Source organism: Aurantibacter sp. UH7 (genome assembly GCF_056839165.1).
This window is the reverse complement of the sequence record NZ_CM166388.1, coordinates 1,561,030-1,585,617: the sequence shown is the minus strand read 5'-3', so window position 1 is coordinate 1,585,617 and position 24,588 is coordinate 1,561,030. Positions and strand designations below refer to the sequence as shown.

General features: G+C 34.9%; 21 protein-coding genes. 12 read left to right on the top strand and 9 right to left on the bottom strand.

Annotated elements, in window-relative coordinates:
• Positions 1-115 precede the first annotated feature (115 nt).
• The 3 genes from UH7x_RS06805 to UH7x_RS06795 all read left to right on the top strand — a co-directional run bounded on the left by UH7x_RS06805 (position 116) and on the right by UH7x_RS06795 (position 6,880).
• Positions 116-1,879 carry an alkaline phosphatase gene (locus UH7x_RS06805; RefSeq protein ID WP_482362969.1) on the top strand — a complete coding sequence of 588 codons (1,764 nt, stop codon included), beginning with the start codon at positions 116-118 and terminating at the stop codon, positions 1,877-1,879.
• Positions 1,880-2,104: 225 nt separating this feature from the next.
• Complete coding sequence (locus UH7x_RS06800) at positions 2,105-5,095, top strand: SusC/RagA family TonB-linked outer membrane protein (RefSeq protein ID WP_482362968.1); 2,991 nt, start codon at positions 2,105-2,107, stop codon at positions 5,093-5,095.
• Between the two features lie 18 nt (positions 5,096-5,113).
• On the top strand, positions 5,114-6,880 hold the full coding sequence (locus UH7x_RS06795) for a RagB/SusD family nutrient uptake outer membrane protein (protein WP_482362967.1): 1,767 nt from the start codon (positions 5,114-5,116) through the stop codon (positions 6,878-6,880).
• Positions 6,881-6,940: 60 nt separating this feature from the next.
• Here the strand turns inward: UH7x_RS06795 and arfB are convergent, their stop codons facing one another.
• The 7 genes from arfB to UH7x_RS06760 all read right to left on the bottom strand — a co-directional run bounded on the left by arfB (position 6,941) and on the right by UH7x_RS06760 (position 14,124).
• Positions 6,941-7,345 (bottom strand): alternative ribosome rescue aminoacyl-tRNA hydrolase ArfB, encoded by a 405-nt coding sequence (gene arfB, locus UH7x_RS06790; RefSeq protein WP_482362966.1) that lies wholly within the window; start codon positions 7,343-7,345, stop codon positions 6,941-6,943.
• Positions 7,346-7,347: 2 nt separating this feature from the next.
• Positions 7,348-8,322, bottom strand: coding sequence for an ABC transporter ATP-binding protein (locus tag UH7x_RS06785; protein WP_482362965.1), 975 nt, complete (start codon positions 8,320-8,322; stop codon positions 7,348-7,350).
• 118 nt (positions 8,323-8,440) lie between these two features.
• Entirely contained in the window at positions 8,441-10,597 is a 2,157-nt protein-coding gene (locus UH7x_RS06780; protein WP_482362964.1) for a prolyl oligopeptidase family serine peptidase, read from the bottom strand.
• Positions 10,598-10,685: 88 nt separating this feature from the next.
• Positions 10,686-11,675, bottom strand: coding sequence for an aspartate-semialdehyde dehydrogenase (locus tag UH7x_RS06775; protein WP_482362963.1), 990 nt, complete (start codon positions 11,673-11,675; stop codon positions 10,686-10,688).
• Between the two features lie 219 nt (positions 11,676-11,894).
• Positions 11,895-12,296, bottom strand: a complete 402-nt coding sequence (gene mscL, locus UH7x_RS06770; protein ID WP_482362962.1) for a large conductance mechanosensitive channel protein MscL — start codon at positions 12,294-12,296, stop codon at positions 11,895-11,897.
• Positions 12,297-12,380: 84 nt separating this feature from the next.
• Entirely contained in the window at positions 12,381-13,487 is a 1,107-nt protein-coding gene (alr, locus tag UH7x_RS06765) for an alanine racemase (protein WP_482362961.1), read from the bottom strand.
• Positions 13,477-14,124: a thymidine kinase gene (locus UH7x_RS06760; RefSeq protein WP_482362960.1), complete on the bottom strand. Its 648-nt coding sequence runs from the start codon at positions 14,122-14,124 to the stop codon at positions 13,477-13,479. The genes alr and UH7x_RS06760 overlap by 11 nt, the downstream gene beginning before the upstream one ends.
• A 103-nt stretch (positions 14,125-14,227) precedes the next feature.
• Between UH7x_RS06760 and UH7x_RS06755 the strand changes: the two genes are divergently transcribed.
• From UH7x_RS06755 to UH7x_RS06725, 7 genes are all read left to right on the top strand, one after another.
• Positions 14,228-14,914 (top strand): hypothetical protein, encoded by a 687-nt coding sequence (locus UH7x_RS06755; protein ID WP_482362959.1) that lies wholly within the window; start codon positions 14,228-14,230, stop codon positions 14,912-14,914.
• Positions 14,915-14,982: 68 nt separating this feature from the next.
• Positions 14,983-15,654 carry a 16S rRNA (cytidine(1402)-2'-O)-methyltransferase gene (rsmI, locus tag UH7x_RS06750; protein ID WP_482362958.1) on the top strand — a complete coding sequence of 224 codons (672 nt, stop codon included), beginning with the start codon at positions 14,983-14,985 and terminating at the stop codon, positions 15,652-15,654.
• 4 nt (positions 15,655-15,658) lie between these two features.
• Entirely contained in the window at positions 15,659-16,000 is a 342-nt protein-coding gene (locus UH7x_RS06745) for a HopJ type III effector protein (RefSeq protein WP_482362957.1), read from the top strand.
• A 9-nt stretch (positions 16,001-16,009) separates the two neighbouring features.
• A complete protein-coding gene (locus UH7x_RS06740; protein ID WP_482362956.1) occupies positions 16,010-16,579 on the top strand; it encodes a uracil-DNA glycosylase family protein in 570 nt (189 codons plus the stop codon).
• 95 nt (positions 16,580-16,674) lie between these two features.
• On the top strand, positions 16,675-17,091 hold the full coding sequence (locus UH7x_RS06735) for an OsmC family protein (protein WP_482362955.1): 417 nt from the start codon (positions 16,675-16,677) through the stop codon (positions 17,089-17,091).
• Positions 17,092-17,125: 34 nt separating this feature from the next.
• Positions 17,126-18,814: a single-stranded-DNA-specific exonuclease RecJ gene (gene recJ / locus UH7x_RS06730; RefSeq protein WP_482362954.1), complete on the top strand. Its 1,689-nt coding sequence runs from the start codon at positions 17,126-17,128 to the stop codon at positions 18,812-18,814.
• Positions 18,814-20,073 (top strand): MFS transporter, encoded by a 1,260-nt coding sequence (locus UH7x_RS06725; protein WP_482362953.1) that lies wholly within the window; start codon positions 18,814-18,816, stop codon positions 20,071-20,073. The genes recJ and UH7x_RS06725 overlap by 1 nt, the downstream gene beginning before the upstream one ends.
• 222 nt (positions 20,074-20,295) lie before the next feature.
• Here the strand turns inward: UH7x_RS06725 and UH7x_RS06720 are convergent, their stop codons facing one another.
• Positions 20,296-21,063: a UDP-2,3-diacylglucosamine diphosphatase gene (locus UH7x_RS06720; RefSeq protein ID WP_482362952.1), complete on the bottom strand. Its 768-nt coding sequence runs from the start codon at positions 21,061-21,063 to the stop codon at positions 20,296-20,298.
• 31 nt (positions 21,064-21,094) lie between these two features.
• A complete protein-coding gene (locus UH7x_RS06715; RefSeq protein ID WP_482362951.1) occupies positions 21,095-21,544 on the bottom strand; it encodes a 6-pyruvoyl trahydropterin synthase family protein in 450 nt (149 codons plus the stop codon).
• Between the two features lie 356 nt (positions 21,545-21,900).
• Here UH7x_RS06715 and UH7x_RS06710 point away from each other — a divergent pair, with 356 nt between their 5' ends.
• Together UH7x_RS06710 and UH7x_RS06705 are read left to right on the top strand one after the other, a co-directional pair.
• Complete coding sequence (locus UH7x_RS06710; protein ID WP_482362950.1) at positions 21,901-23,184, top strand: sugar MFS transporter; 1,284 nt, start codon at positions 21,901-21,903, stop codon at positions 23,182-23,184.
• A 19-nt stretch (positions 23,185-23,203) separates the two neighbouring features.
• Positions 23,204-24,583: a hypothetical protein gene (locus UH7x_RS06705; RefSeq protein WP_482362949.1), complete on the top strand. Its 1,380-nt coding sequence runs from the start codon at positions 23,204-23,206 to the stop codon at positions 24,581-24,583.
• The last annotated feature ends 5 nt before the right edge of the window (positions 24,584-24,588 follow it).

Sequence of the window (24,588 nt, the reverse complement as noted above, 5' to 3'; positions counted from 1 at the left end):
AAAATAGTATAAAGCACGAATTTTACAAAAATTATTTGAGTTAAGTAAGTTTGAGTTAGTTTGTAAAACCGGTGTCTGCCTTGATATCGGTTTTATGTTTTATAAAAAATAACCAATGAGAAAATTAGTATTACTAGTATTGTTTATATCGTACTTTTCCTATGGGCAAAAAGTAAATGATTTTAGAGTTCATTCACATAACGATTATTTACAGAAGATTCCTTTTTGGAAGGCAGTATCCGCTGGAGCTACCTCTGTTGAAGTAGACGTGTTTTTAGTAAAAGGAGAACTGCTCGTTGCACATACGTTAAGTGAAATAGATACTAATAGAAATCTTGAAGATTTATATTTAAAACCCTTAGAGAATAGTTTAAAGGTAAGTGACCTAGGTAATAAACCCTTTCAGTTATTGATTGATGTAAAGTCTGAAGCAATTAAAAGTTTGGACGCTATTGTAAAGGTTCTTCATTTGTATCCTACTATAGTAAAGAATAAAAATTTATCAATAGTAATATCTGGTAATAGACCTAAGGTTAACGACTATATAAATTATCCTGAATTTATACATTTTGATTATCAAAGTTTAGATGCAATTAAAGATGCATCAATCTTAAATAAAATTGCACTGGTGAGTTTGAATTTTAAAAATTACTCATTGTGGAATGGAAAAGGAAGATTAACTGCCGAAGATTATAATAAAGTGACAACAGCAATTAAAAAAGCCCATGCTTTGGGAAAGCCTTTTCGTTTTTGGGCTACGCCAGATTCTAAAAGTTCTTGGAAAGCACTAGTAAATTTAGGAGTTGATTTTATTAATACGGACTTGCCTTTTAATTGTGTGGAGTATCTTAAAAAATTAGATAAAAATGTAGTTCAAAATAATGTTTTCTCAGAAGTATATCGGCCTAGTTTTGTGTCGGATCAAAAAGATGTGAAAGTTGAGAATGTAATCTTACTAATTGGTGATGGTAACGGAATTACACAAATATCTGCGACCACTTTGGCGAATAAGGGAAAGGAATTGTCTTTAACTCAATTAAAAAGTATTGGTTTTTTAAAAACACAATCTTCAGATGATTTTACTACAGATTCTGCTGCTGCGGGTACTGCTCTAGCAACCGGTGAAAAAGTAGCTAATCGTGCAATTGGGGTTGATGTAAATGGCAGGAGGGTAGAGAATTTAACGGAAGTACTTTCAGAAAGTAATTTTGCTTCAGGCCTCGTTACAACTGATCAAATTGTTGGTGCTACACCATCATCGTTTTTTGCCCATCAAAAAGACCGAGATATGTCAGAGGAAATTGGAGCAGACCTTTTAAAGAGTAAAATTTCACTTTTTATTAGTAAAGGTTTATGGGCTTCAAAAAAATATGTAGACACTTTTGAAATGATGCCCTCATTAGATAAATTAGGTGTTAGTAAGAAAAAGAAGGTGAGCTATGTAATGTCAGATGGGGCGCAACTTGCTTTAGCTTCAAAAAGTGCATTGCAATATTTGAGTTCAAATAGAAATCCTTTCTTTTTAATGATAGAGGGTGCAAATATTGATTCATACGGACACCGAAATAATATAAATGGTGTAATCAATGAAAGTATTCAATTTGATAAAGCAATAACCGAAGCATTAAAATTTGCTGACTCCAATAAAAACACTTTGGTAATTATTACAGCAGATCACGAAACAGGCGGATTAACAATACCGCAAGGTAATTTGGCCAAACATGAAATTGAAAGTGAATTTAGCACGAATGATCATACTGGTGTTATGGTGCCAATCTTTGCCTATGGCCCTAAATCAAATGAATTTCAAGGTGTTTACGAAAATAATGAGGTTTTTTCTAAAATATTGAAGGTGTTAGATGTAGAAAATAACCAGTAAATTTTAGATAACCATTTGATAACAATTATAAAAAAATAAGTAGTTTTATTAATCTAAGCATAATTTTTAGATAACAATTCTTTTTTCTCTTTCCCCCTACTTTTGCATTTCAAAAAAATGCATTTTTCATTAAAATATCGCTTGCCACTTTTTTGGGTTTAAACGATGATTTTATATCAATTGAGTATTTGTATTAGCGAATATCAACCAACTAAATTTTATTATATGAAAAAACAAAGATTACTAATGTTTCTCAGTTTTATGTGCGTTGTAACCAATATTTGGGCACAAACAACTGTGAATGGAAATGTAAACGATGAATTTGGCTCTCCACTGCCGGGGGCAAGCGTTGTTGAAAAAGGAACTACAAATGGAACAACGACAGATTTTGATGGCAATTTTGTAATCGAAGTAACTAATGATGTTTCAATTTTAGAAATTTCTTATATAGGTTACACTCTAAAAGAAGTTTCTTTAAATGGTCAGAGTAAAGTTACCGTACAACTTTCTGAAGATGCTACACAGTTAGAGGATGTAGTAGTTATAGGTTATGGTACTCAGAAAAGGTCAGATGTTACAGGATCTATTGCATCGGTAAAGAGCGAAGATTTTAATCAAGGAGTAGTTACCAACCCAGGGCAATTGCTACAAGGAAAAGTATCTGGGGTAAATATTACCAATGTCAGCGGTGAGCCAGGTGCATCACAAAACGTTATTATTCGTGGAGTCGGAAGTCTTCGGTCAGGAACATCACCGCTATATGTGATAGATGGTTTTGTTATCAGTAGTAATGATATTGGTATGGGATCAAGTCCCCTAAACTTTATCAATCCTCAGGATATTGCATCAATGGACGTGTTAAAAGATGCCTCAGCAACAGCGATCTATGGTGCTCGGGCGGCAAACGGGGTAATCATGATTACTACTAAAAAAGGAAAGGCTGGTAAGGCCGAAATGGAACTCTCTGTTTCAACTGCTATGTCGTCTATCGCAAAAAAGATGGATGTATTTAGTGCCGATGAGTTTAGGCAACAGGTACCAGCAGCAGGAGGAACCTTGGATGATCAAGGCGGTAACACTGATTGGCAAGATACGCTTACCCGTACTGGAATTACTAAGAACGTTAATCTATCCATGAGTGGTGGGGTGAGTGAAAAGTTTTCTTATTTTCTTTCAGGAGGTGTTTCGGACCAACAAGGTATTTTCTATAATAGTGACCTTAAAAGATATTCTGGTCGTGTTAAGTTGAACCAAAAAGCCTTTGATGGGAAGTTGAATGTTGACTTTAATTTGACTGCTTCAAAAACTATAAATGAAAGACCCGATATTGGATCAACAATTGTGAGTATGCTCCAATTGAATCCTACTTCTTCGGCGTATGATAGCAATGGTAATATTGCTGTATTAGAGGGAGCCAGTGGATTAATCCTAAACCCGTTACAACGAAATGAGATTTATTTAGACGAAGCTAGTAGCAATCGTATTTTAGCAAATATTACTCCTTCCTTAGAAATTGTAAAAGGGTTAACCTATAAGGTGAATCTGGGAGTGGATTATTCAATGACTAATCGAGATATTCAAAATATGCCCTATACCTTAGGCGAAGGGCTCTTCATGGGAACCTTGAATACCATTTCTACTGAGAATAGTAACTACTTAATTGAAAATACCCTAAACTATAAATTGGATTACGAAAAGCATAGTGTAACTCTTTTAGCTGGGCATTCTTACCAAGAAACAAAATTTGAAAGAAAGGATATTGATTTTCAAGGAGGATTTGCAAATAACGGAATAGAACCTCGTTACCAAGACCAATCCAGTACGGATGTTACGGCTACAACAATAGCATCTACGGCCACTACAGATGAACTACAGTCTTATTTTGGAAGGTTAAACTATTCTTATGCGGACAAATATTTAGTAACAGGAACCTTACGTGCCGATGGTTCTTCTAGATTTGGTGCCAATAATAAATACGGTTACTTTCCATCAGTTGCTTTGGGATGGAATATTTACAAAGAAGATTTTTTGGCTGATAGTGACTTAATTAGCAACCTTAAATTACGTGCCTCTTGGGGGCAAACTGGAAACCAGAACGGGATTGCTAGTAAAGCTAGTTATGCCAGTTACAATGATTCTAAGAGTGATAACGACACCTATCCATTGGACGGTACAGAATCTTCTTTAGATGATTACCCTTATGGTACTATTGCTGTTCGAACCGCTAATCCGGACCTAAAGTGGGAAGTGGTAACCCAGGCCAATATAGGACTAGATTTTGCCTTTTTTAATGGCAGTCTAACAGGAACACTAGATTATTTCAACAAAGTTACTAACGATGTTATTCTATTCGCTACCACTCCAGATCCCATTAATCCCACGGAAAAATACTGGACAAATTTTCCGGATATGGAGGTGAAGAATAAGGGGTATGAAGTTGCATTGGATTACAGAGGCAATATTAGTGAAGATTTCACTTATAATCTAGGTGGTAATGTTTCTTTTATAGATAACGTAGTAGAAGGATCTATATATTCAGTAATTACCTCGGGGGCTGCTCAAGGTGCCGGACAAACAGGTGCCACTATCAATGGTTACATCAACAATGAGCCTATTGGTGCCTTTTACATGAAAGATTTTATTGGAATTGGGGAAGATGGTTTGAACCAATTTAATGATGTTGTAGCAGACGGGGTCTCCTTAGACAATGATCGTATTGTGCCCGGTAGTGCACTTCCTAATATGCTTTATGCTTTCTATATGAATTTCAGCTATAATAAATTTGATTTAGGATTAAATTTTAATGGAGTATCAGGCAACAAAATATTTAACCATACAGCTATGTCTCAATTTAACAAAGGACAATTGGTTAATAACTTAAATACTACAGATTTTGCTGTTGCATATCCTAACGAAAGCACTACCAACTCTAATGATGTGTCCACCCGTTATTTAGAAGATGGTAGTTTTCTAAGACTTAACAATGCGAGTTTGGGTTATTCCCTTGACCCGTCTATAATTGGTCTCGATGAATGGATTAACAATATACGTTTTAATATTACAGGACAGAATCTTTTCACTATTACCGATTATTCAGGCTACGATCCTGAAGTAAATACGGGAAGTCAAATAGACCAAATACAAACCTTTGGAATTGATAGGTACAGGTATCCCACTGCCAGAACATTCATGTTTGGCCTAAATGTATCATTCTAACTTATAATTGTTTAAAAGATGAAAAATAGAATTAAAATAGGAGTTTATATGGTACTGTTCGGGCTGTTGGGTCTAAGCTGTACCGATTTAATAGAAGAGCGAATTGATGAAACTGAATTTGGTGCAGAAGCGGATGCCATAAATGGGGCTATTGCTCCTGCCTACGGTTATCTATCATGGACTTGGAGGCATACCAATTACTTTGGTCTTCAAGAGGTTTCCTCGGATGAGGCCATACTTCCTTATAGAGGAGGAACGGACTGGTTTGATGGAGGCAAGTTTATAGCTGCACATCAACACAATTTTACCCCTAGTAACGATTTGATAGGCTCAGGATGGAACCAAGTTGCTATTAATATTTCCAGAACCCTTTCAGCTATTGAAGTACTAACTCCGATTTCTGAAGAAGGTAATGTGGAAGCTACAGGTGCATTATATGAGATGAAGGCACTTAGGGCTTATTTAAACATGTTAATGCTAGATAGTTGGGGCGTGGTCTTTAAGAAGGAATCTTCCGATGCGCTTTCGGAAGTACTCAGAACAGATGAGGCAATTGCATATATTGAAAGTGAATTGTTATCTGTCGTAGATCTAATAAATAATGACAAAGGACCTGGACGTATTACCCAAGATGCCGTAAGAGGATTTTTGGCAAGGTTATATCTTAATGCCGCAATATACAGAGACCCATATGGCACCCCCAATTTTATGGATGAGGATATGGATAAGGTTATAGCTTATACAGATCAAATAATAAATTCGGGCAGTTATGAACTATCTCCGGAATATTTTGAACTTTTTAACGATGAGAATAACACAAATGCTGAGCTTATTTTTGCCTTAGACCAAAGAGGGGTTCTTAATAGAGAACATAGTCGTTGGGCGTATTGGTCCATTGCAGGAGCTATGATTGCTAGACCAGAATTTTATCCAGATAACACCGCAGATGGTACCGATGGACCCGCAGTATCTCCCGACTTTTATCAAACTTGGGTAGATGCTTATAACGATGTAGACCCTGCAGTAGCTGATGCGCGTTTCTATCAAAGAAATACTCTGGTTCCGGAAGTTCAAATTACTGACTTGGAAAATCGGGAACCTTTGTTGGAGACGGAAACCGAAAATAGTTACTATTGTGTGGTAGCAGAAGAATTTGAAATGGATAGGGGTATTCTACGCGGTATTCAATGGGGACCACGTAGAGGGGATGGTGATCTTGAAAAATGTGAAGATGGCTCAGTACGCATCTACCCCTTACAACAGACTAAAGGCAACGGACCTGACAGGGATACCGGATACGTGGATCACACCTTTCAAGTAGATTTTACTAATGTAGGATCTTTGCACCATGCTGGATATCGCTTTTCCAAATACCAGTACAGTCGCACTTCACCCAATGGTAATGGTTATAGTAGTGTTGACTTGGTAATGATGCGTTTGGCCGAAATTTATCTCATGCGTGCAGAAGCCAAACTAAGAAAAGGTGACAATGCTAGTGCCTTAGCTGATGTTAACATGGTTAGAACATCGAGAACGGCCAGACCTGATCAAACACCTGAGGCACTTTCAACATTAGATTTGGATAACTTGTTTAGAGAAAGAGGTTTTGAATTGTATTGGGAAGGGTTTAGAAGAACCGATCAAATCCGTTTTGGAAAGTATGAAGATAGTTGGACGGAGAAAACGGATACTGATGTAAACCATAGATTGTTCCCAATTCCTCAAAGTGCAGTTGATGGGGCGTCTGGTATTGATGGATTCTTAACACAGAATCAAGGATATTAAAAGTTTTAAAATTTGATTTAATAGGAAAAAAACCGGTGTCAGTTTTGATGCCGGTTTTTTTTACTCCAATCCTGGCTTTCCTCTATTTATTTTCTTTAAAGAAGAAATTCGTTTCGATTTTAAACGCTTCTCAATTGATGCTTTAGTAGGTCTACTCTTTTTTCTTTTTTTAGGAACTCTAAGGGCTTCTTTTATTAATTCCAGAAATTTTTTGATTACAAGCTCTTTATTCTTGTGCTGACTGCGTGTTTTATCTTCTTGAATTAGTAGCAAACCGTCCTTCGTTAATTTGGAAGCAATCTTCTTTGAGATTCTTTCTTTTTCTATATCAGAAAGTGCTTGAGAATTTAACATGTCAAAAGTAAGTTCAACCTTGGTGGAGACTTTATTTACATGTTGTCCACCAGCTCCACTACTTCGAAAGGCCTTAAATTGTAATTCTTGAACAATAAGTGAACTGTCCATTATTATTTTTCAAGTCGTTGGTTGATAGTGTCAATTGAAATATTCAAGAAAATTTCTTTGTCAATTTCCATAGGTATATGATGATTGAAATATAATTTTTGACCTTCATATATCCCTTCAATTAAATAATATCCGCCTTTAAAATATGAATTGGTAACCTTTACCTCTAATCCGGACTTTTCGGATACTTTAAATTCATGAGAATATACAATTATTCTCCGTTTCGTATCAGCATAGGTTTTTACAATATTAACTGGAATTTTATTGGCTTCACCAAATAACGAGGCAATATATAGGTCTTTAGGATGCCGGTATAAATTTAGAGGAGAATCTTTAGCTATTATTTTTTGATCCTTCAAGACCACCACGCGATCTGCAAAAGGCAGCATATCATTATGATCATGTGTAGCTGTAATTACTGTGATTTTTTGCTTTTTTAAATATGCAAAAAGATTGCGACGAAGACTGTTTTTTCGAAAATTATCAATATGACTAAATGGCTCGTCCAATAATAATACGAGCGGTTCTTGTGCTAATACTTTTGCTAAGGCCACGCGCTGTTGTTGTCCGCCACTAAGATATTTAACTTTGGTTTTAGCAAAGTCTGTCATCTCAATCATTTCCAGTAATTCAATTGTTTTCTTAGCCATCTCTTCAGGCTCAAAAACCGAAAGATATTCACTTACGTTTTCTTCAACAGTCGTATAGGGCATTAAATCGAAGTCTTGAGATAAGTACTTCATGTACGGCTCACCAGGTACTAAGTTATATAATGGACCTAATACAGGAGTATCTTCCCAGTATACTTCGCCTTGTTCAATATGTAATAAACCATAAATTATTTTCAGCAAAGTACTTTTGCCACAACCACTTTGTCCAATGATTGAAATATGTTCACCTTTGGCAATCTTAAGGTTTATGTCTTTCAATACTGAAAGCTCATCATAAGCAAATGAAACGTGATCTACCTGTAGCATTTATACGAGTACAATTATTAAAATTATTTTCTTCTAGTTTGAAAATATGGTTTTATTCAAATGTAAGCGCTTGGGGAAGCGAGAACCCATTCAATATAAGAACGATTGATTAATTATATTATTCTTTTAGCACTTTTGATATTGATTTATACGGAAGTTCATTAAATCCCATATTGTAGAAAGTGAAAGCAAATATGTCAGCATATTGTTCTATTGTTTTGCTTATTGGAGTTCCTGCACCATGGCCTGCATTGGTTTCAATACGAATTAAGGTTGGTTTGCTTCCTGATTGTTTGTCTTGTAATTCTGCAGCAAACTTAAAACTATGAGCGGGAACTACGCGATCATCATGATCTCCTGTAGTTATTAATGTAGCAGGGTAAGAAATTCCTGTTTTTACATTATGTAATGGGGAATAGTTTTTTAAATATTTAAACATTTCTTCGCTATCCTCCGCTGTTCCATAATCATAGGCCCAGCCAGCACCTGCGGTAAAGGTATGATATCGCAACATATCTAATACGCCAACTGCGGGTAAGGCTACTTGTATTAATTCAGGTCGCTGCGTTAATGTAGCACCAACAAGAAGTCCACCATTGCTTCCACCTCTAATGGCTAAAAACTTGGATGAGGTATAATTTTTACTAATTAAATATTCTGCGGCAGCAATAAAATCGTCAAATACATTTTGTTTTTTTGTCTTAATGCCGGCTTTATGCCATTTTTGACCGTATTCACCCCCACCCCTTAGGTTAGGTACTGCATAAATGCCACCTTGTTCCATCCAAACAACATTAGTAATACTAAAAGACGGCGTCAAACTTATATTAAATCCACCATAACCGTACAAGATAGTTGGGTTTTTACCATTAAGTTCAATTCCTTTTTTATGGGTGATCATCATTGGTATTTTAGTACCGTCTTTCGATTTATAAAAAACTTGATGTGATTCAAAATCTTCAGTATTAAAATCAATTTCAGGTTTCCAATATAGCTCGTAAGTTCCAGTTTCTACATTGTATTTATAAGATGATGCTGGTGTATTGTAATTTGTAAACGAAAAGTAAAATTCTTTGTCTTCCTTTTTTCCGCCAAAACCACTCGCACTTCCAATCCCTGGTAATTTAACTTCTCTAATTAACTTTCCATTAAAATCATATTGTATAATTTTTGAGATTGCGTCAACCATATATTCTGCAAAAATATATCCACCACCTGTATTTGGCGATAGTACATTTTCGGTTTCTGGTATAAAATCAATCCAATTTTCTGGTTTTGGATTTGTAGCATCAACTGTTATAATTTTTTTATTTGGAGCATTTTTATTGGTTACAATATATAGTGTAGTGTCTATGTTATTTAGGACGTAGCTATCTGTTTCAGTATTATTTACTATAGCTTTTAAATTGTCATTTGGATTAGATAAATCCTTAATAAAGAGTTTGTTGCCTGTTGTTGAAATAGCTGCTGAAATAAGTAAATATCGTTCATCATCAGTTAAATACGCGCCTACATAGCGATGTTTTTCTGCTTCAATACCGCCAAAGATTAATAGATCATCTTTTTGTAGGGTTCCTAATTTGTGATAATATACTTTGTGTTGATCAGTTTTTGCAGAAAGTTCACTTCCTTGAGGTTTGTCATAACTAGAATAGTAAAACCCTTCATTTCCTTTCCATGAAATACCACTAAACTTAATGTCGACTAATGTATCTTCAACAATTTCTTTTGTTTCTGTCTTCAATACAACCGCTTTTCGCCAATCGCTTCCACTTTCAGATATTAAGTAGGTTGCTAAAGTTCCGTCTTTTGTAAAACTTAAACCTGCTAAGGAAGTAGTACCATCTTTCGAGAAAGTGTTTGGATCAAGAAATACTTCGGGATTACTATTATCTTTTTGACGATATACAACATGCTGATTTTGAAGTCCATTATTTTTATAGAAATAAGTGTATTCACCTTCTTTAAATGGCGACCCCAATTTCTCGTAATTCCATAGCTTTTCGAGACGTTTTTTTAATGAATTTCGAAAGGGAATTTTTTCTAAATATTCAAACGTCACTTTGTTTTCTTCTTTTACCCAAGACTCAGTTTCTGTGCTAGTGTCATCTTCAAGCCAGCGATAAGGATCATTAACTTCTGTTCCGAAATAGATTTCTTTAAAGTCAGTTTTCTTGGTAACGGGGTATTGCACAATTTTTGTTTTTATTTGAGTGAAAGCATTAGACGGGTAAATTAGAAATGTTAATGTAAAAAACAATAGGGATTTATACATTATGTATTTTGTGAGAATGTGGCAAAGTACCATAAAAAAACCTTCAAAATGAGACCATTTTGAAGGTTTTAACAAAATCATTACTTTTTTAAACTAGCTCATTCGCTACTAAATATTCAGCTATTTGAACAGCGTTTGTTGCTGCTCCTTTTCTTAAATTATCAGCTACAATCCACATATTCAAAGTGTTCTGTTGAGTTTCATCACGTCTAATTCTACCTACAAATACTTCATCTTTATCATGTGCATATATAGGCATCGGATAAGTATTTGTATCTGGGTTATCTTGTACGGTAACACCAGTAGTTCCATTTAAAATTTGACGAACTTCATTTAACTCAAAATCATTGTAAAACTCAACATTTACAGATTCTGAGTGTCCGCCTGCAGTTGGAATTCGTACTGCAGTAGCACTAATTGAAAAAGTACGATCATTCAATATTTTTTGCGGCTCACGTGCTAATTTCATTTCCTCTTTGGTATACCCATTTTCAAGAAAAACATCGCAATGTGGTAATGCGTTTCTTCCAATAGGATAAGGGTATGCCATTTCTCCATCAATACCAGCTATTTCATTTTCTAATTGGCGTACGGCTTTAATACCGGTACCAGAAACTGATTGGTATGTAGAGATAACTACACGTTTCATTTTATATTTATCATGTAAAGGTGCTAAAGCCATTACTAATTGAATAGTTGAGCAATTTGGATTCGCGATAATTTTGTCATCAACTGTAAGTTCATCTGCATTAATCTCAGGAACTACCAATTTTTTAGCTGGATCCATTCGCCAAGCGGAAGAATTATCAATTACCGTTGTACCAGCTTCGGCAAACTTTGGAGCCCATTCTAGTGATGTATCTCCACCAGCAGAAAAAATTGCGATGTCTGGTTTAGCGGTGACTGCATCAGCTAAACCAATTATAGAAAATTCTTCGCCTTTATAGGTTAGTTTTTTACCTACCGAACGTTCGGAGGCTACTAAAAGTAATTCCGTTATAGGAAAATTACGTTCAGCTAAAACTTTTAACATTACTTCGCCAACCATTCCGGTGGCACCAACAACTGCTATTTTCATTCTAATTTAATTTGAAGGGCAAATGTAGTTCAACAGAACAAGGCTGACAAGATTAAATATCGAAATATATATTTATATAACAAAATGTTTTAAATACAACAATACAAATTTTAAATAATCAAAGTGCATAAAAAAACCGCCAATCATAATTAAATGAATGACGGTTGGTTGGTTAATTTGATATAAAAATATTCGCCTTGTTTAAAACAAGATAGTATTTTATTTTTTCAATGAATCTCTTATCTCAGCTAAAAGCTCTTCAGCCGTAGGACCTGCTGGAGCAGCCTCTTCCGGTGGAGTTTTAGTTTTGTTATATGCTTTTACGATTAAGAACATGATGAATCCAACGACAATTAAATTGATTATTGTGTTTATCCATGAACCCCACATAATAGCATTCTCAGGAGATGTTACTACGCCAGCTGCATCTACAACAGCTTCATCAAGTACAATTTTCTTGTCAGCGAAATCTACACCGCCTGCAAAATGGCCTACAAATGGCATAACAATATTGTTAACGAACCCCGTAATTACAGCACCCAATGCGGTTGCCATGATTACTGCAACGGCAAAGTCAATAACGTTGCCGGTCATAATAAAATCTTTAAATTCTTTTAACATTTTTTAGTGTTTAAATGTGTTAATAATTAGTGTATTGCAAGTTAGTGAAAAATAACTCTCATAACAAAATGTTAATTTAATTATTTATTTTACGATAACACGTTTTACTCGTTGCGAAATTCCCGTAATTAATTCATAGGAAATAGTACTGGCCGTAGATGAAAATTCTTCTGCAGATAAGGATTTTCCAAAAATTATTACTTGGTCACCTTCTTTGCATTCAATATCACTAATATCTATCATAATCATGTCCATACAAACATTACCAACTATAATAGCTTTTTTTCCATTTACTAAAACATACGTGTTGCCATTACCATATTGGCGACCAATTCCATCGGCATGCCCTATGGGCAGCGTTGCAATTTTTTGTCTTTTATTAGAAACGTGTTTGCGATTATAACCAACACTTTCATTTGGTTCTATACTATGAATTTGTGAAATAGCTGATTTCAAAGTAACTACAGGTTGAAGTTGACGATCGATTTCAGCAGTATTTCCATAGCCGTATATTCCAATTCCACTTCTAACCATACCTAATTGTGCCTGTGGATAATTAATAATACCCGATGTGTTTAGAATATGTTTAAATGGCTTAAAATCAATTTTTTGGTTAAATTCTTCACTTATTTTTTCAAAAGATTCAATTTGATTTAAGGTGAAATATTTTTCATTCAAATCTTCTGATGCGGCTAAATGAGAAAATATGGAAACTATTTCTAGCTCATCTCTATTTTCTAAAGTCGTTGCAATTAAATCAATATCCTGTTTATTAAAACCAAGCCTGTTTAGTCCCGTATTAAATTTTAGATGAACCGGATAATTCTTAATACTTTTTTCTGATACCGTTTTTAAGAATATTTCGAGAATTCTTTGAGAATATAGATTAGGTTCTAAATTTTTTTGTATTAAAATTTCAAAATTTGATAGTTGGGGGTGTAATACTAAAATAGGAGTTTTTATTCCAGCATCACGCAATTGAACTCCTTCATTAACATAGGCTACAGCAAAATAATCAACGTTTAAGGTCTCTAGCTTTTTAGCAATATGAATAGCATCACTTCCATAAGCATATGCTTTTGCAACAGCTAAAAATTTTGTTGATGGTAGTATTTTAGATTTTAAAAAATTGAAATTGTGTTCAAGCGCTGATAAATCAATTTCTAGAATTGTTTCAGAATTATTTGCCATTGGCAGCCCCTTTTTTAGCATTTACTTCTTCAGTTTCTACTTGTATAGTTTTTACTTTTTCTTTCAACATAGCTTTATAATATGCTCCTCTGCTTAATGGTTCATATTCCCCCGTTTCACCTAAAAGTACAAGATTATCATCTTTAGATGTTCTATAACTATAATTCGCTAAATTGCCTGTACGCGTGCATATAGCATGAACTTTGGTTACATATTCGGCTGTTGCCATAAGCGCAGGCATTGGTCCAAAAGGATTTCCTTTAAAATCCATATCTAGCCCAGCAACTATAACACGCACACCTCTATTGGCTAAATCGTTGCAAACCGAAATAATTTCATCATCAAAAAACTGAGCTTCATCAATGGCGACTACATCGCAGCCATCTGCTAGTATCCTAATATTTGCAGCTGCTGGAACAGGAGTCGACCGAATTTCATTTGCATCATGTGAGACTACCATTTCTTCATGATACCTTGTATCGACCATAGGTTTAAATATCTCAACTTTTTGTTTTGCAAATTGTGCTCTTTTAAGTCTTCTGATGAGTTCTTCAGTCTTGCCCGAGAACATTGAACCACAGATGACCTCTATCCATCCAAATTGTTCTTTATGGTTAACTGTATTTTCGAGAAACATTTTGTAATTTTAGACGAAAATAAGGTGTTTTCCGTTGTAGTTTTAATTGAATCTAAAATTAGTAAAAAAGGTACACCTTTTGCAGTGATATAAAATAAAAGCTATGAAGAAAAAATTGAAGGAAGAGCTAAGAAAATTATCTACTGAAATTATCACATCGAGAGATATGACAGACATAGCTCCGATGTATGATGCAGCAAAAGAGCTCTACGAGAAATTGGCGGTATTAAAATTCATTGATGAGAAGCTTAGCGATATACAAGTTGATGTTTCTAAAAATGTTATTGCTGCTAAATTTGAAGAAATGGCAAATGCTGTTTTAAGAGAAAATACTTCTGTGCCCGAAAGTAATCCACATGAAGATGATATAATCAATCATAAAGGAATGGATACCATTAAGAACATGGTTTCTGAGATGCCTAGCGATGAATCTGTAGATGAAGTTCTGGCTGACTTTTTAGGAAAACCTCAATTAATGAAGAATGATAAAGAAATCTTTGAGCCAGAAGCTAAAAACTTAGAAACTAAAACCAAAACACTTTCATTAAACGACAAATTACAAAAGGATATTAAAGTTGGTTTAAATGATCGACTCGCTTTTGTGAAGCATTTGTTTGATGGAAATACGGAGGATTATCAACGTGTTATGTCCCAATTGGCAACTATTGAAACAGAAGAACGTTCTATTTCTTTTCTAAAAAATATGGTTAAACCTGAATATAATAATTGGTTGGGTAAAGAGGAATACGAAGAGCGATTAATGGCATTAATTGAGCATAAATTTGCTTAAAACGCTTTTTTTGAACTAAATGTAACCGAAAGTTGATGTGTCAGCTTTCGGTTTTTTATTTTTGTTTTATGGGCAAACTATATTTGGTGCCAACACCAATTGGTAATTTAGAAGATATGACCTTAAGGGCGATACGCGTCTTGAAAGAGGTAGATCTAATTTTGGCGGAAGATACCCGAACAAGTGGTAGACTATTGCAACATTTTGAAATTGCAACGCAGATGCAGAGCCATCATATGCATAATGAGCATAAAATGGTTGACCGATTAATTAAAAAACTACTAGCAGGCGAAACCATTGCCTTAATTTCTGATGCTGGTACTCCAGCTATTTCCGATCCAGGTTTTTTGTTAACTAGAGCTTGTGTTGAAAATGATATTGAAGTAGACTGCCTTCCTGGTGCTACTGCCTTTGTTCCGGCTTTAGTTAATAGTGGTTTACCAAACGATAAGTTCGTTTTTGAAGGTTTTTTGCCTGTAAAAAAGGGTAGGCAAACAAGATTAAAATTTCTTACCGAAGAAACTAGAACAATGATTTTCTATGAGTCACCACATAAATTATTAAAAACACTTACAAATTTTGCAGAGTATTTAGGAGAAGATAGAAAGGTTTCTGTATCACGAGAGTTAACTAAATTATACGAAGAAACCATTCGAGGGACTGCTATTGAAGTTTTAAAGCACTATACAGACAACCCTCCTAAAGGGGAAATTGTAATAGTCGTAGCTGGAAAAAAATAAAGGTATGAGCATAACATCTTTCAAAATAAAATTAAAAGAGTCACCAGAGAATGTCGAGTTTTCTGAGACCATTGAGGTAATTGAGAATAATTATATTTTTACGCCAACAGCATTTGTAAATGGTGCTGTAAATAATGAAAGTGGGCAGAATTCAGGGTCCTGTAAATTGTTTGCTTTTGCAAAATTAGAGGGTTTGTCAAAGTCTGAGACATTAGCTTGTTTTGGCCAATATTATCGTGATGTTTTAAGTTCTCCAGAAGGTGATGACCATCAAAACATCCGAAATTTTATGGTTTCAGGTTTTAATGGATTGATTTTTTCGGGAATAGCGCTTCAGAAGAAGTAACTTATAAGAATGGAAAAGCTGCTTTCGGAAATTAAAAAATGTGAAGTGTGTTCTGCACATTTGCCTTTAGGTCCAAGGCCTATTGTTGCTGCGCATAAAGAGGCAAAAATTATAATTATTGGTCAAGCACCCGGGACTAAAGTGCATGCAACGGGAATACCATGGGATGACCCTAGTGGTAAGCAATTGCGAAAATGGATGGGTGTTTCTGACGAAGATTTTTATAATGAAAAAAAAGTAGCGCTCGTTCCTATGGGTTTTTGTTATCCGGGAAAAGGTAAAGGGGGTGATTTACCACCACGAAAAGAATGCGCTCCTTTATGGCATCAACAGCTTTGGGATAGTATGCCAAATATAGAACTCATTATACTTATAGGTTCCTATGCTCAAAAGTATTATTTGAAAAAGGAAATGGAAAAAAACCTAACAGAAACAGTGAAGGCTTATCATAGGTATTTGCCAATATACTTTCCATTACCACATCCTTCTCCTAGAAATCGCTTTTGGTTGAAGAAAAACCCATGGTTTGAGGAAATTGTGGTGCCAGAATTGCAAAAAATGGTGAATTCACTTTTGTAAATTACACACTGCTTTAAATCATAAGCCAAACCTAATATTGAAGCTTGCCAGAATAGTTTATATTACTTTTGTACATTAAACTAAAATTGAAAATTATGGGAGCAACAAATCATATAACTACCAAATGGTTAGGAGAAATGGCTTTTGAAAGCACTAATACTTCTGGCAACACATTAATGATTGATAATGCAGAAGGTAGTGTTGGTTTACGACCAAAATCTTTAATGTTATCTGCTTTGGCAGGTTGCTCTGGTTTGGATGTTGCGTCGTTAATAAAAAAAATGAAGTTAGAGGTTGATGAATTCCAAATAGATACAATCGCTAATCTTACAGATGAAGATCCTAAGCATTATGACGAGGTAATAGTGGAATACCATTTTCACGGAGCAAATCTGAATGAAAAAAAACTACAAAGAGCGGTTGATTTATCAGTAGAAAAATATTGTGGAGTGATGGAGATGTTTCGAAAATTTGCAAAACTAGATATAAAGACTGTTTTTCATCATAAGTAAACATAATCTCTTAGTACTTGAACTTTTATAAACTATGCGTTGGAGTATACAGCCTAAACCAGAACAAGAACAAATTGATTCTTTGGCGAATTCGCTAAATGTTGATGGTTTAGTAGCGCAATTACTATTGCAAAGAGGAATAACAACTTACGAAGAAGCAAAAAACTTTTTTAGACCGCAATTATCAGATTTGCATGACCCTTTTTTAATGAAAGACATGGACATTGCTGTGGAACGCATAGAAAAGGCAATCGCAAATGATGAGAATATACTTGTTTTTGGTGATTATGATGTTGATGGCACTACTGCGGTTGCGCTAGTTTCATCTTATTTATTAAGCTTTTACCCGAATGTAGCCACCTATATTCCAGACCGATATGCTGAAGGATATGGCGTTTCTTTTCAGGGAATTGATTTTGCTGAAGACAACGATTTTTCATTAATAATCGCCTTAGATTGTGGAGTAAAAGCTATCGATAAAGTAGCTTACGCTAAAGAAAAAAATATTGATTTTATAATTTGTGATCACCATAGACCTGGCAATCAATTACCGGATGCAATTGCAGTTTTAGATCCAAAAAGGGAAGATTGCAATTACCCGTACGATGAACTGTGTGGTTGTGGTGTAGGATTTAAGTTGATACAGGCTTTAGGTTCTAAAGACGGAGAAACAATTCATGATTTAATTCCGTATTTAGATTTAGTAGCTACTGCCATTGGAGCTGATATTGTGCCTATGACTGGAGAGAATCGCGTTTTAGCATATCATGGTCTTCAAGTTATAAATTCCAATCCAAGAATTGGTTTTAAGGCAATCATTAATCAAACAAAAAAAACAACGCTCACTATTACAGATGTAGTTTTCATAATTGCACCTCGAATTAATGCAGCTGGGCGAATGAAACATGGGCAACATGCCGTGAATTTATTAAGTGAAACTAATTTGGAACTAGCGACCAAGTTTGCTGCTGAAATAGAGAAGTATAATCATGATCGTAGAGAATTAGATCAAGAAATAACTAAAGAGGCATTATCACAAATTGAAGTCAATGATGAAAAGGAGGGTTTCACCACTGTCGTTTATAATGAGGCTTGGCATAAAGGAGTAATTGGTATTGTGGCATCTCGACTAACTGAAACCTTTTACAGACCAACATTAGTTTTTACCAAAAGTGGTGAAAAACTTGCTGCTTCGGCGAGATCTGTTAAAGGATTCGATGTTTATAACGCATTAATGGGCTGTGCTGATTATATTGAGCAATTTGGAGGTCATAAATATGCAGCTGGTTTAACACTAATGGAATCGGAATATGAGAATTTTAAAAAACAATTTGAAAAAGTGGTTTCTGAAACAATCGATCCCAGTTTGTTGATACCTGAAATTTGGGTGGCTACTAAAATTGAGTTAAAACAGATTACCCCTAAATTGATGCGAATACTCAAACAATTTGCACCATTTGGACCTGGTAATATGACCCCGGTTTTCATGGCTGAAAATTTAAGAGATACCGGTTATGCAAAAGGTGTGGGTCAAGAAGAGAAACATTTAAAACTATCCGCTACTCAAAATGGTAGTATACCAATAGGTGCTATCGGTTTTAATTTAGGTGAGAAGCTTGCAATAGTAAAAAATAAGAATACGTTTGATGCTGTTTTTTCTTTGGATGAAAATGAATGGCAAGGCAATGTGAGTTTGCAATTGAAACTTAGAGATATTCGTTGATGGATCCATACGCGGCATTACGATTTAAAGAGTTTAATATCTTTTTGTTTGCTCGTTTTGCTATGGTATTTGCTTGGTCCATGCAGTTTATAGTTATTGAATGGCAAGTGTATACGATGACTAAAGACCCCTTGTCTTTAGGAATAATTGGCCTTATGGAAGTTATCCCCGCTGTTTCTATGGCCTTATTCGCAGGACATTTTGTAGATCAAAATGAAAAACGAAATCTACTTATTAAATGTGTTATCGGTTTTTCGGTGGTTAGTTTTGGCTTATTTGTTTTGAGTGCACCAAGTATTTTAAAAGAATTTACCACCACGACCCTTTTATATAGTATTTACTTTTTAGTGTTTTTAGGGGGACTTGTTCGTGCTTATGTCGGCCCTACTATATTTTCTTTAACTGCCTTAATTGTTCCTAAAAATATATACCCAAATGCAGTAACATGGAGTAGTACTACTCGGCAAATGGCTGCCGTTTTAGGTCCAGCATTAGCAGGTTTTTCAATTAGTTGGATGGGTGTACATTGGTCTATGTGTGTCATTTTCGGATTTTCTATAGTGGCCTTACTTTGTATTTTAAGAATATCAAAAAAGCCAATCTTAAATCCGAAAATTGGAGAGCCTATATTTCAAAGTTTACGTGAAGGCTTACAATTTGTATTTAGTAACAAAGCAATTTTAGGTGCCTTAACTTTAGATATGGTTGCCGTACTTTTTGGTGGTGCGGTGGCCTTGTTGCCAATTTTTGCGCAAGATATATTGCATGTAGGATCGCAAGGCTTTGGAGTATTGCGGGCTGCACCAGCAGTAGGGGCAGCGATAACAATGATTGGATCTACCCGTTTTCCGATTCATAAGTTCGCTGGAAAAAAATTATTAATATCAATATTTGCCTTCGGAATTTGTATGATAGTCTTTGGACTAAGTACTTTATTTTGGATATCCGTAGCAGCTTTATTTTTAAGCGGTGCTGTTGATGGTATTTCAATGGTTATTCGCCAAACAATTCTTCAATTAAAAACACCAGATCATATGCGTGGGCGAGTCGCCTCGGTAAATTCGATGTTTGTTGGGTCTTCTAATGAGTTAGGGGCTTTTGAAAGTGGATTAACCGCAAAATTAATGGGAACGGTGACAGCGGTTGTTTTTGGTGGTACAATGACATTATTTACTGTTGGCTTAACAGCTATTGTATCACCAACATTTAGAAAGCTCGATTTAACTAAAGATGTGGAAGAGCACGAACAAAACAGCTAGGGTAGTTTTCTTTCTTAAAAATGGAATTAGAATGTCTTTGTTAGGCTTTTGAATGCTAAATAAGGAGTGAAATTAAACATTAGCTTTTTGGACTATCTGCAAGGTCTTTATTTTATACAAACTGAATAGTCAGTTTAATTTTTTTGACTGTTGAAATTCAGCAAGTTGTCGAATTCGTTTTGGATATAACAGACCATTGAGTTGGTAAGTTAAGAATGGTGTTTATTCTTCAAATATTTTCAGAGAGAGTTCTGCACCATCAAAAACTGCGTAAGTGCAGTACGAAATCCAGTCGCCTAGATTGGTATATTTCGATTTTCCATTTAAATCAATTTCCAAAGGAAGGTGGCGATGACCAAAAACAAAGTGGTCGTAATGTTGCGATTCTAATTTACGCTTTGCATAACTCACTAACCATTCTTTGTCTTCCCCAAGAAAATGAACATCTTCATCACCAGAGATTAATTTATTTTTTACAGATAAGTATTGTGCCAAACGAACACCCCAATCTGGATGTAACCACCTGTAAAACCATTTTGATAAGGGATGCGTAAATACTTTCTTCATGCGTTTGTAGCCTTTGTCACCAGGCCCTAATCCATCACCATGGCCAATGAAGAATGAAGTATCATTTAAAAGATATTCTTGTGGCTTATGAAAAACGGGAATATTGAGTTCTTCTTCAAAATAGCCATTCATCCATAAATCATGATTACCAACAAAATAAATAATAGGTATTCCTGAATCTGAAATTTCAGCTAGTTTACCTAGAGTTCGCGTAAAACCTTTAGGTACAACTGTTTTATATTCCATCCAGAAATCGAAAAGATCACCCAAAAGAAATATGGCAGCTGCGTCGTGTTTGATTTCATCGAGCCAAGTAACGAATTTTTTCTCACGAGGGCGACTTTGCTCCATAGTAGGAGCTCCTAAGTGATTATCACTAGCAAAATAGACTTTTTTGCCTGTCGGAACTGAAATTTTTTTCATCTAGGCTATAAAGATAACAAAACCGATGACCTTAATTGTCTTCTGCATACCATTCGGCAAAGGCAGTGCCAGTTTCACGTAATTTTAAAGAGTGGAGTTGAATAGGACTTGCAAGTCTAGCTTTAATTTTTTTTGCAAAATCAATAACCATATTTTCGCTTGTTGGTTGATAATCAGCTAAGATGACATTGTGTCCTCGGTCACTTAATTCCTTAGCTAATTCAATATGCGGTGTGTTTTTATTGAATACAGTGGCATGATCAAATGGGTCAACGATTTCTTCTTTGACGATTTTTTTTAAATCGCCAAAATCAATGACCATACCCAGTTTAACATGTGAAGTGTCTGTTATGGGCTCACCTATTACGGTTACAGAAAGTTGGTAACTATGACCGTGTACATTTTTACATTTGCCATCGTATCCATAGAGAGCATGGCCCGTTTCAAATGTAAATTCTTTTGTTATTCTAATTTTTGACATACTATGACTTGAAAAAAGCAAAGGTAGCAATTCTTCAAGTGCAAATTGCTAGAAGCTTAACGCTTATAGCGTCTACGTGCACGAGTTTTGTTTACAAAAAAGATAACCACTACAAATAGGGCTAAAAGCGGAAAAATTAGGTCGCCGTTGAGAAAATTCAAAATATCCATAAAATCGTTTTAAAACCTTAGAACGAAAAAATAATAGGCTTATTATTTCTAGCACAATTTCATATCTTTTGAAATCAAATTAAGGATTAGTATCACTAATTCGATTTTAGATATTACTTCGACCAATGTATTTAAAATATATTTGAGAATAAAGTATTTAATTATATAGATTATTAACTTATACATATGGGTCAAAATAAAAAATCTTATCGGTATTCATTGGCTATTATTGGATTGTTGTTTTTTGTTTTTGGCTTCCTTACTTGGATAAATGGTATTCTTATTCCGTATTTTAAAATTTGCATGGAACTCAGTAATTTTGAGGCCACTTTGGTAGCTTTCTGCGCTTATTTTGCTTATTTCGTTATGGCACTTCCATCTGCGTATGTGCTGAAACACACGGGTTATAAAAGGGGAATGGTATGGGGAATGTGTGTTATGGCACTAGGAACTTTATTATTTATCCCTGCAGCTTATTCTAGAATATATCCTCTTTTCTTAGCAGGTCTTTTTGTTACTGCTACTGGTTTAGCATTGGTGCAAACTGCGGCAAATCCTTATATCGCAATCATGGGGCCAATAGAAGGGGCTGCCCAGCGTATCGGTTACATGGGTATTGCAAATAAAGTAGCGGGTATATTTTGCTTATTCGTTTTAGGAAGCGTCTTTCTAGCGGATGCAGATAGTCTATCTTCTAGTTTAGAAGGCTTGAACGAACTACAAAAATCTGCAGCCCTAGATGCATATGCATTAAAAATTGTAAATCCATATATCATTATTTCAATTGTACTCTTTGCCGTGGCCGGTTTGGTTTATTTCTCTAAACTACCTGAGGTAGATGAAATGGCGAGTGCAACAGGTGAAGATGGAAAAGTTATAGAAGATAGAAAAAGTGTTTTCGAGTATCCATATTTGGTTATGGGCGTAATAGCACTTTTTGTTGCTGGAGCTTGTGAGACAGTTCCAATTGATGGTATTATTATTTATTGTCAAGCTTTAGACATTCCCATGAGTTCAGCTAGACATTTTAGTACATATACCCTGTTTATTATGCTTTTTGGTTATCTATTAGTTTCGATATTGGTACCTAAATATGTTTCGCAACAAAATGTGCTTTTATTTGCATCGATATGGGGTCTTGTTCTAACGGTTGGCACCTATATCACTACAGGAATATATAGTGCTTATTGCATGCTTTTTTTAGGCTTTAGTGCTTCTATGCTTTGGGGAGCAATTTGGGGACTAGCACTTCGTGGTCTGGGAGGACATACAAAAAAAGCTTCAGCCTTTATGATAATGTCTTTAATTGGTGGTGGTATTGTTACTGTAGTTTTTGGTGATTTATTAGATACATATAGTGCTAATCCACAGATTTCGGTTTTAATCCTAATACCTTGTTATCTCTTTATTCTTTATTATTCCATTAAAGGGTATCGAACCGATTATTGGAAAACTGCAAAGATTGGTTGATTCTTTTAAAAGTAGAAATATGAAAAATACAGTTGTAAATTCATCTATATTTTATGCCGGAGCAGCGAAAACAAACATCACTCCAGTGAAAGGAACAATAATTGGAGTAGATTTTTTCTCTCACTATGCGCGATTTATTCATGACCAATTGTATTCTAAATCTCTAGTTTTTAAAAAAGGACAAATGCTATATGCGCTTGTTATGGTGGATATCTGTATTATGCCAACTGATTTTCTAGATTTAGTTAAAAATCGAATTAAAATTAAAACGGGAATAGAAAAACAAAATATAACTTTGGCTTGCACACATACCCATGGTGCTGGCAATGTGGCCGGATTATTAGGAGGAGCTGTCGATATAAATTACAGGAATTTACTTCCAAATTTAATCGTAAAATCTGTTGTAGATGCCATAAAAAAATTGAAGCCAGCAAAAGTTGCTTCTGGTAAAACTAGTTTGGGTGAATATCAAGTATGTAGAAGATATTTAATGAAGGATGGATTTAATGCGAAGAATCCGGTTACAAAAGATTTAGATAAGATTAAGACTAATCCTTTTGGCGCTGAAGATCAAATTATTTCTTCTGCTGCTCCAGTAGATGCTGAAGTGGGTTTTCTAGCTGTTAAAAGTCTTAATGATGAATGGATTTCTATTTTAGGGAACTATAATTCGCATTATGCTGGTGATTGGGATGTAGATACTATTACCGCGGACTTTTATGGCACTTTTGCAAAACATCTTGAGAAACAAATTGAGGCCGGGGATGACTTTGTACCAATTATGAGTTATGGTACTGGTGCTGATGTAAATACTTGGGATTTTCAACATCCAAACAGGTTCCCAAAAGAAGAGTTCGCAAAGACCGAAATGATTGGAAAAGATCTTGCATCTGTAATTTATGATCAAATTGAATCTTTGGTATGGGATGAATCTCCTGAATTGAAAGTTGAGTACAATGAATTAGAATTATCTATTAGAAAGCCAAATAATGAGCAATTACAATTAGCAGAAAATATATTGGCAAAAAATAAATTTGATGCTCTTGAAATAGATGAACATGGGATAGCTATGGTGTATGCAAGAGAACAAATCCTTTTAAATGATTATCCAAATAAGCATATAGCTGCTTTACAAGCTGTAAAAATTGGAGAACAAATTATTGGTGCTTTAGGTGGAGAAATATTTACTGAAACGGGATTGTGGCTTAAAAAAGAGCTTCAGGGTAAGGATTATTTTACTATTTGTCTGGCAAACACCTATGATGGTTACGTTCCTCCTGCTCACGAAATAGATAAAGGGGGTTATGAAACGTGGAGAGCTAGAAGTAGTTTTTTAGAAGTGAATGCAGAAAGCAAAATTAAGAATGGTCTATTAAAAATAGTTGAAAATATGCTGTAACATAA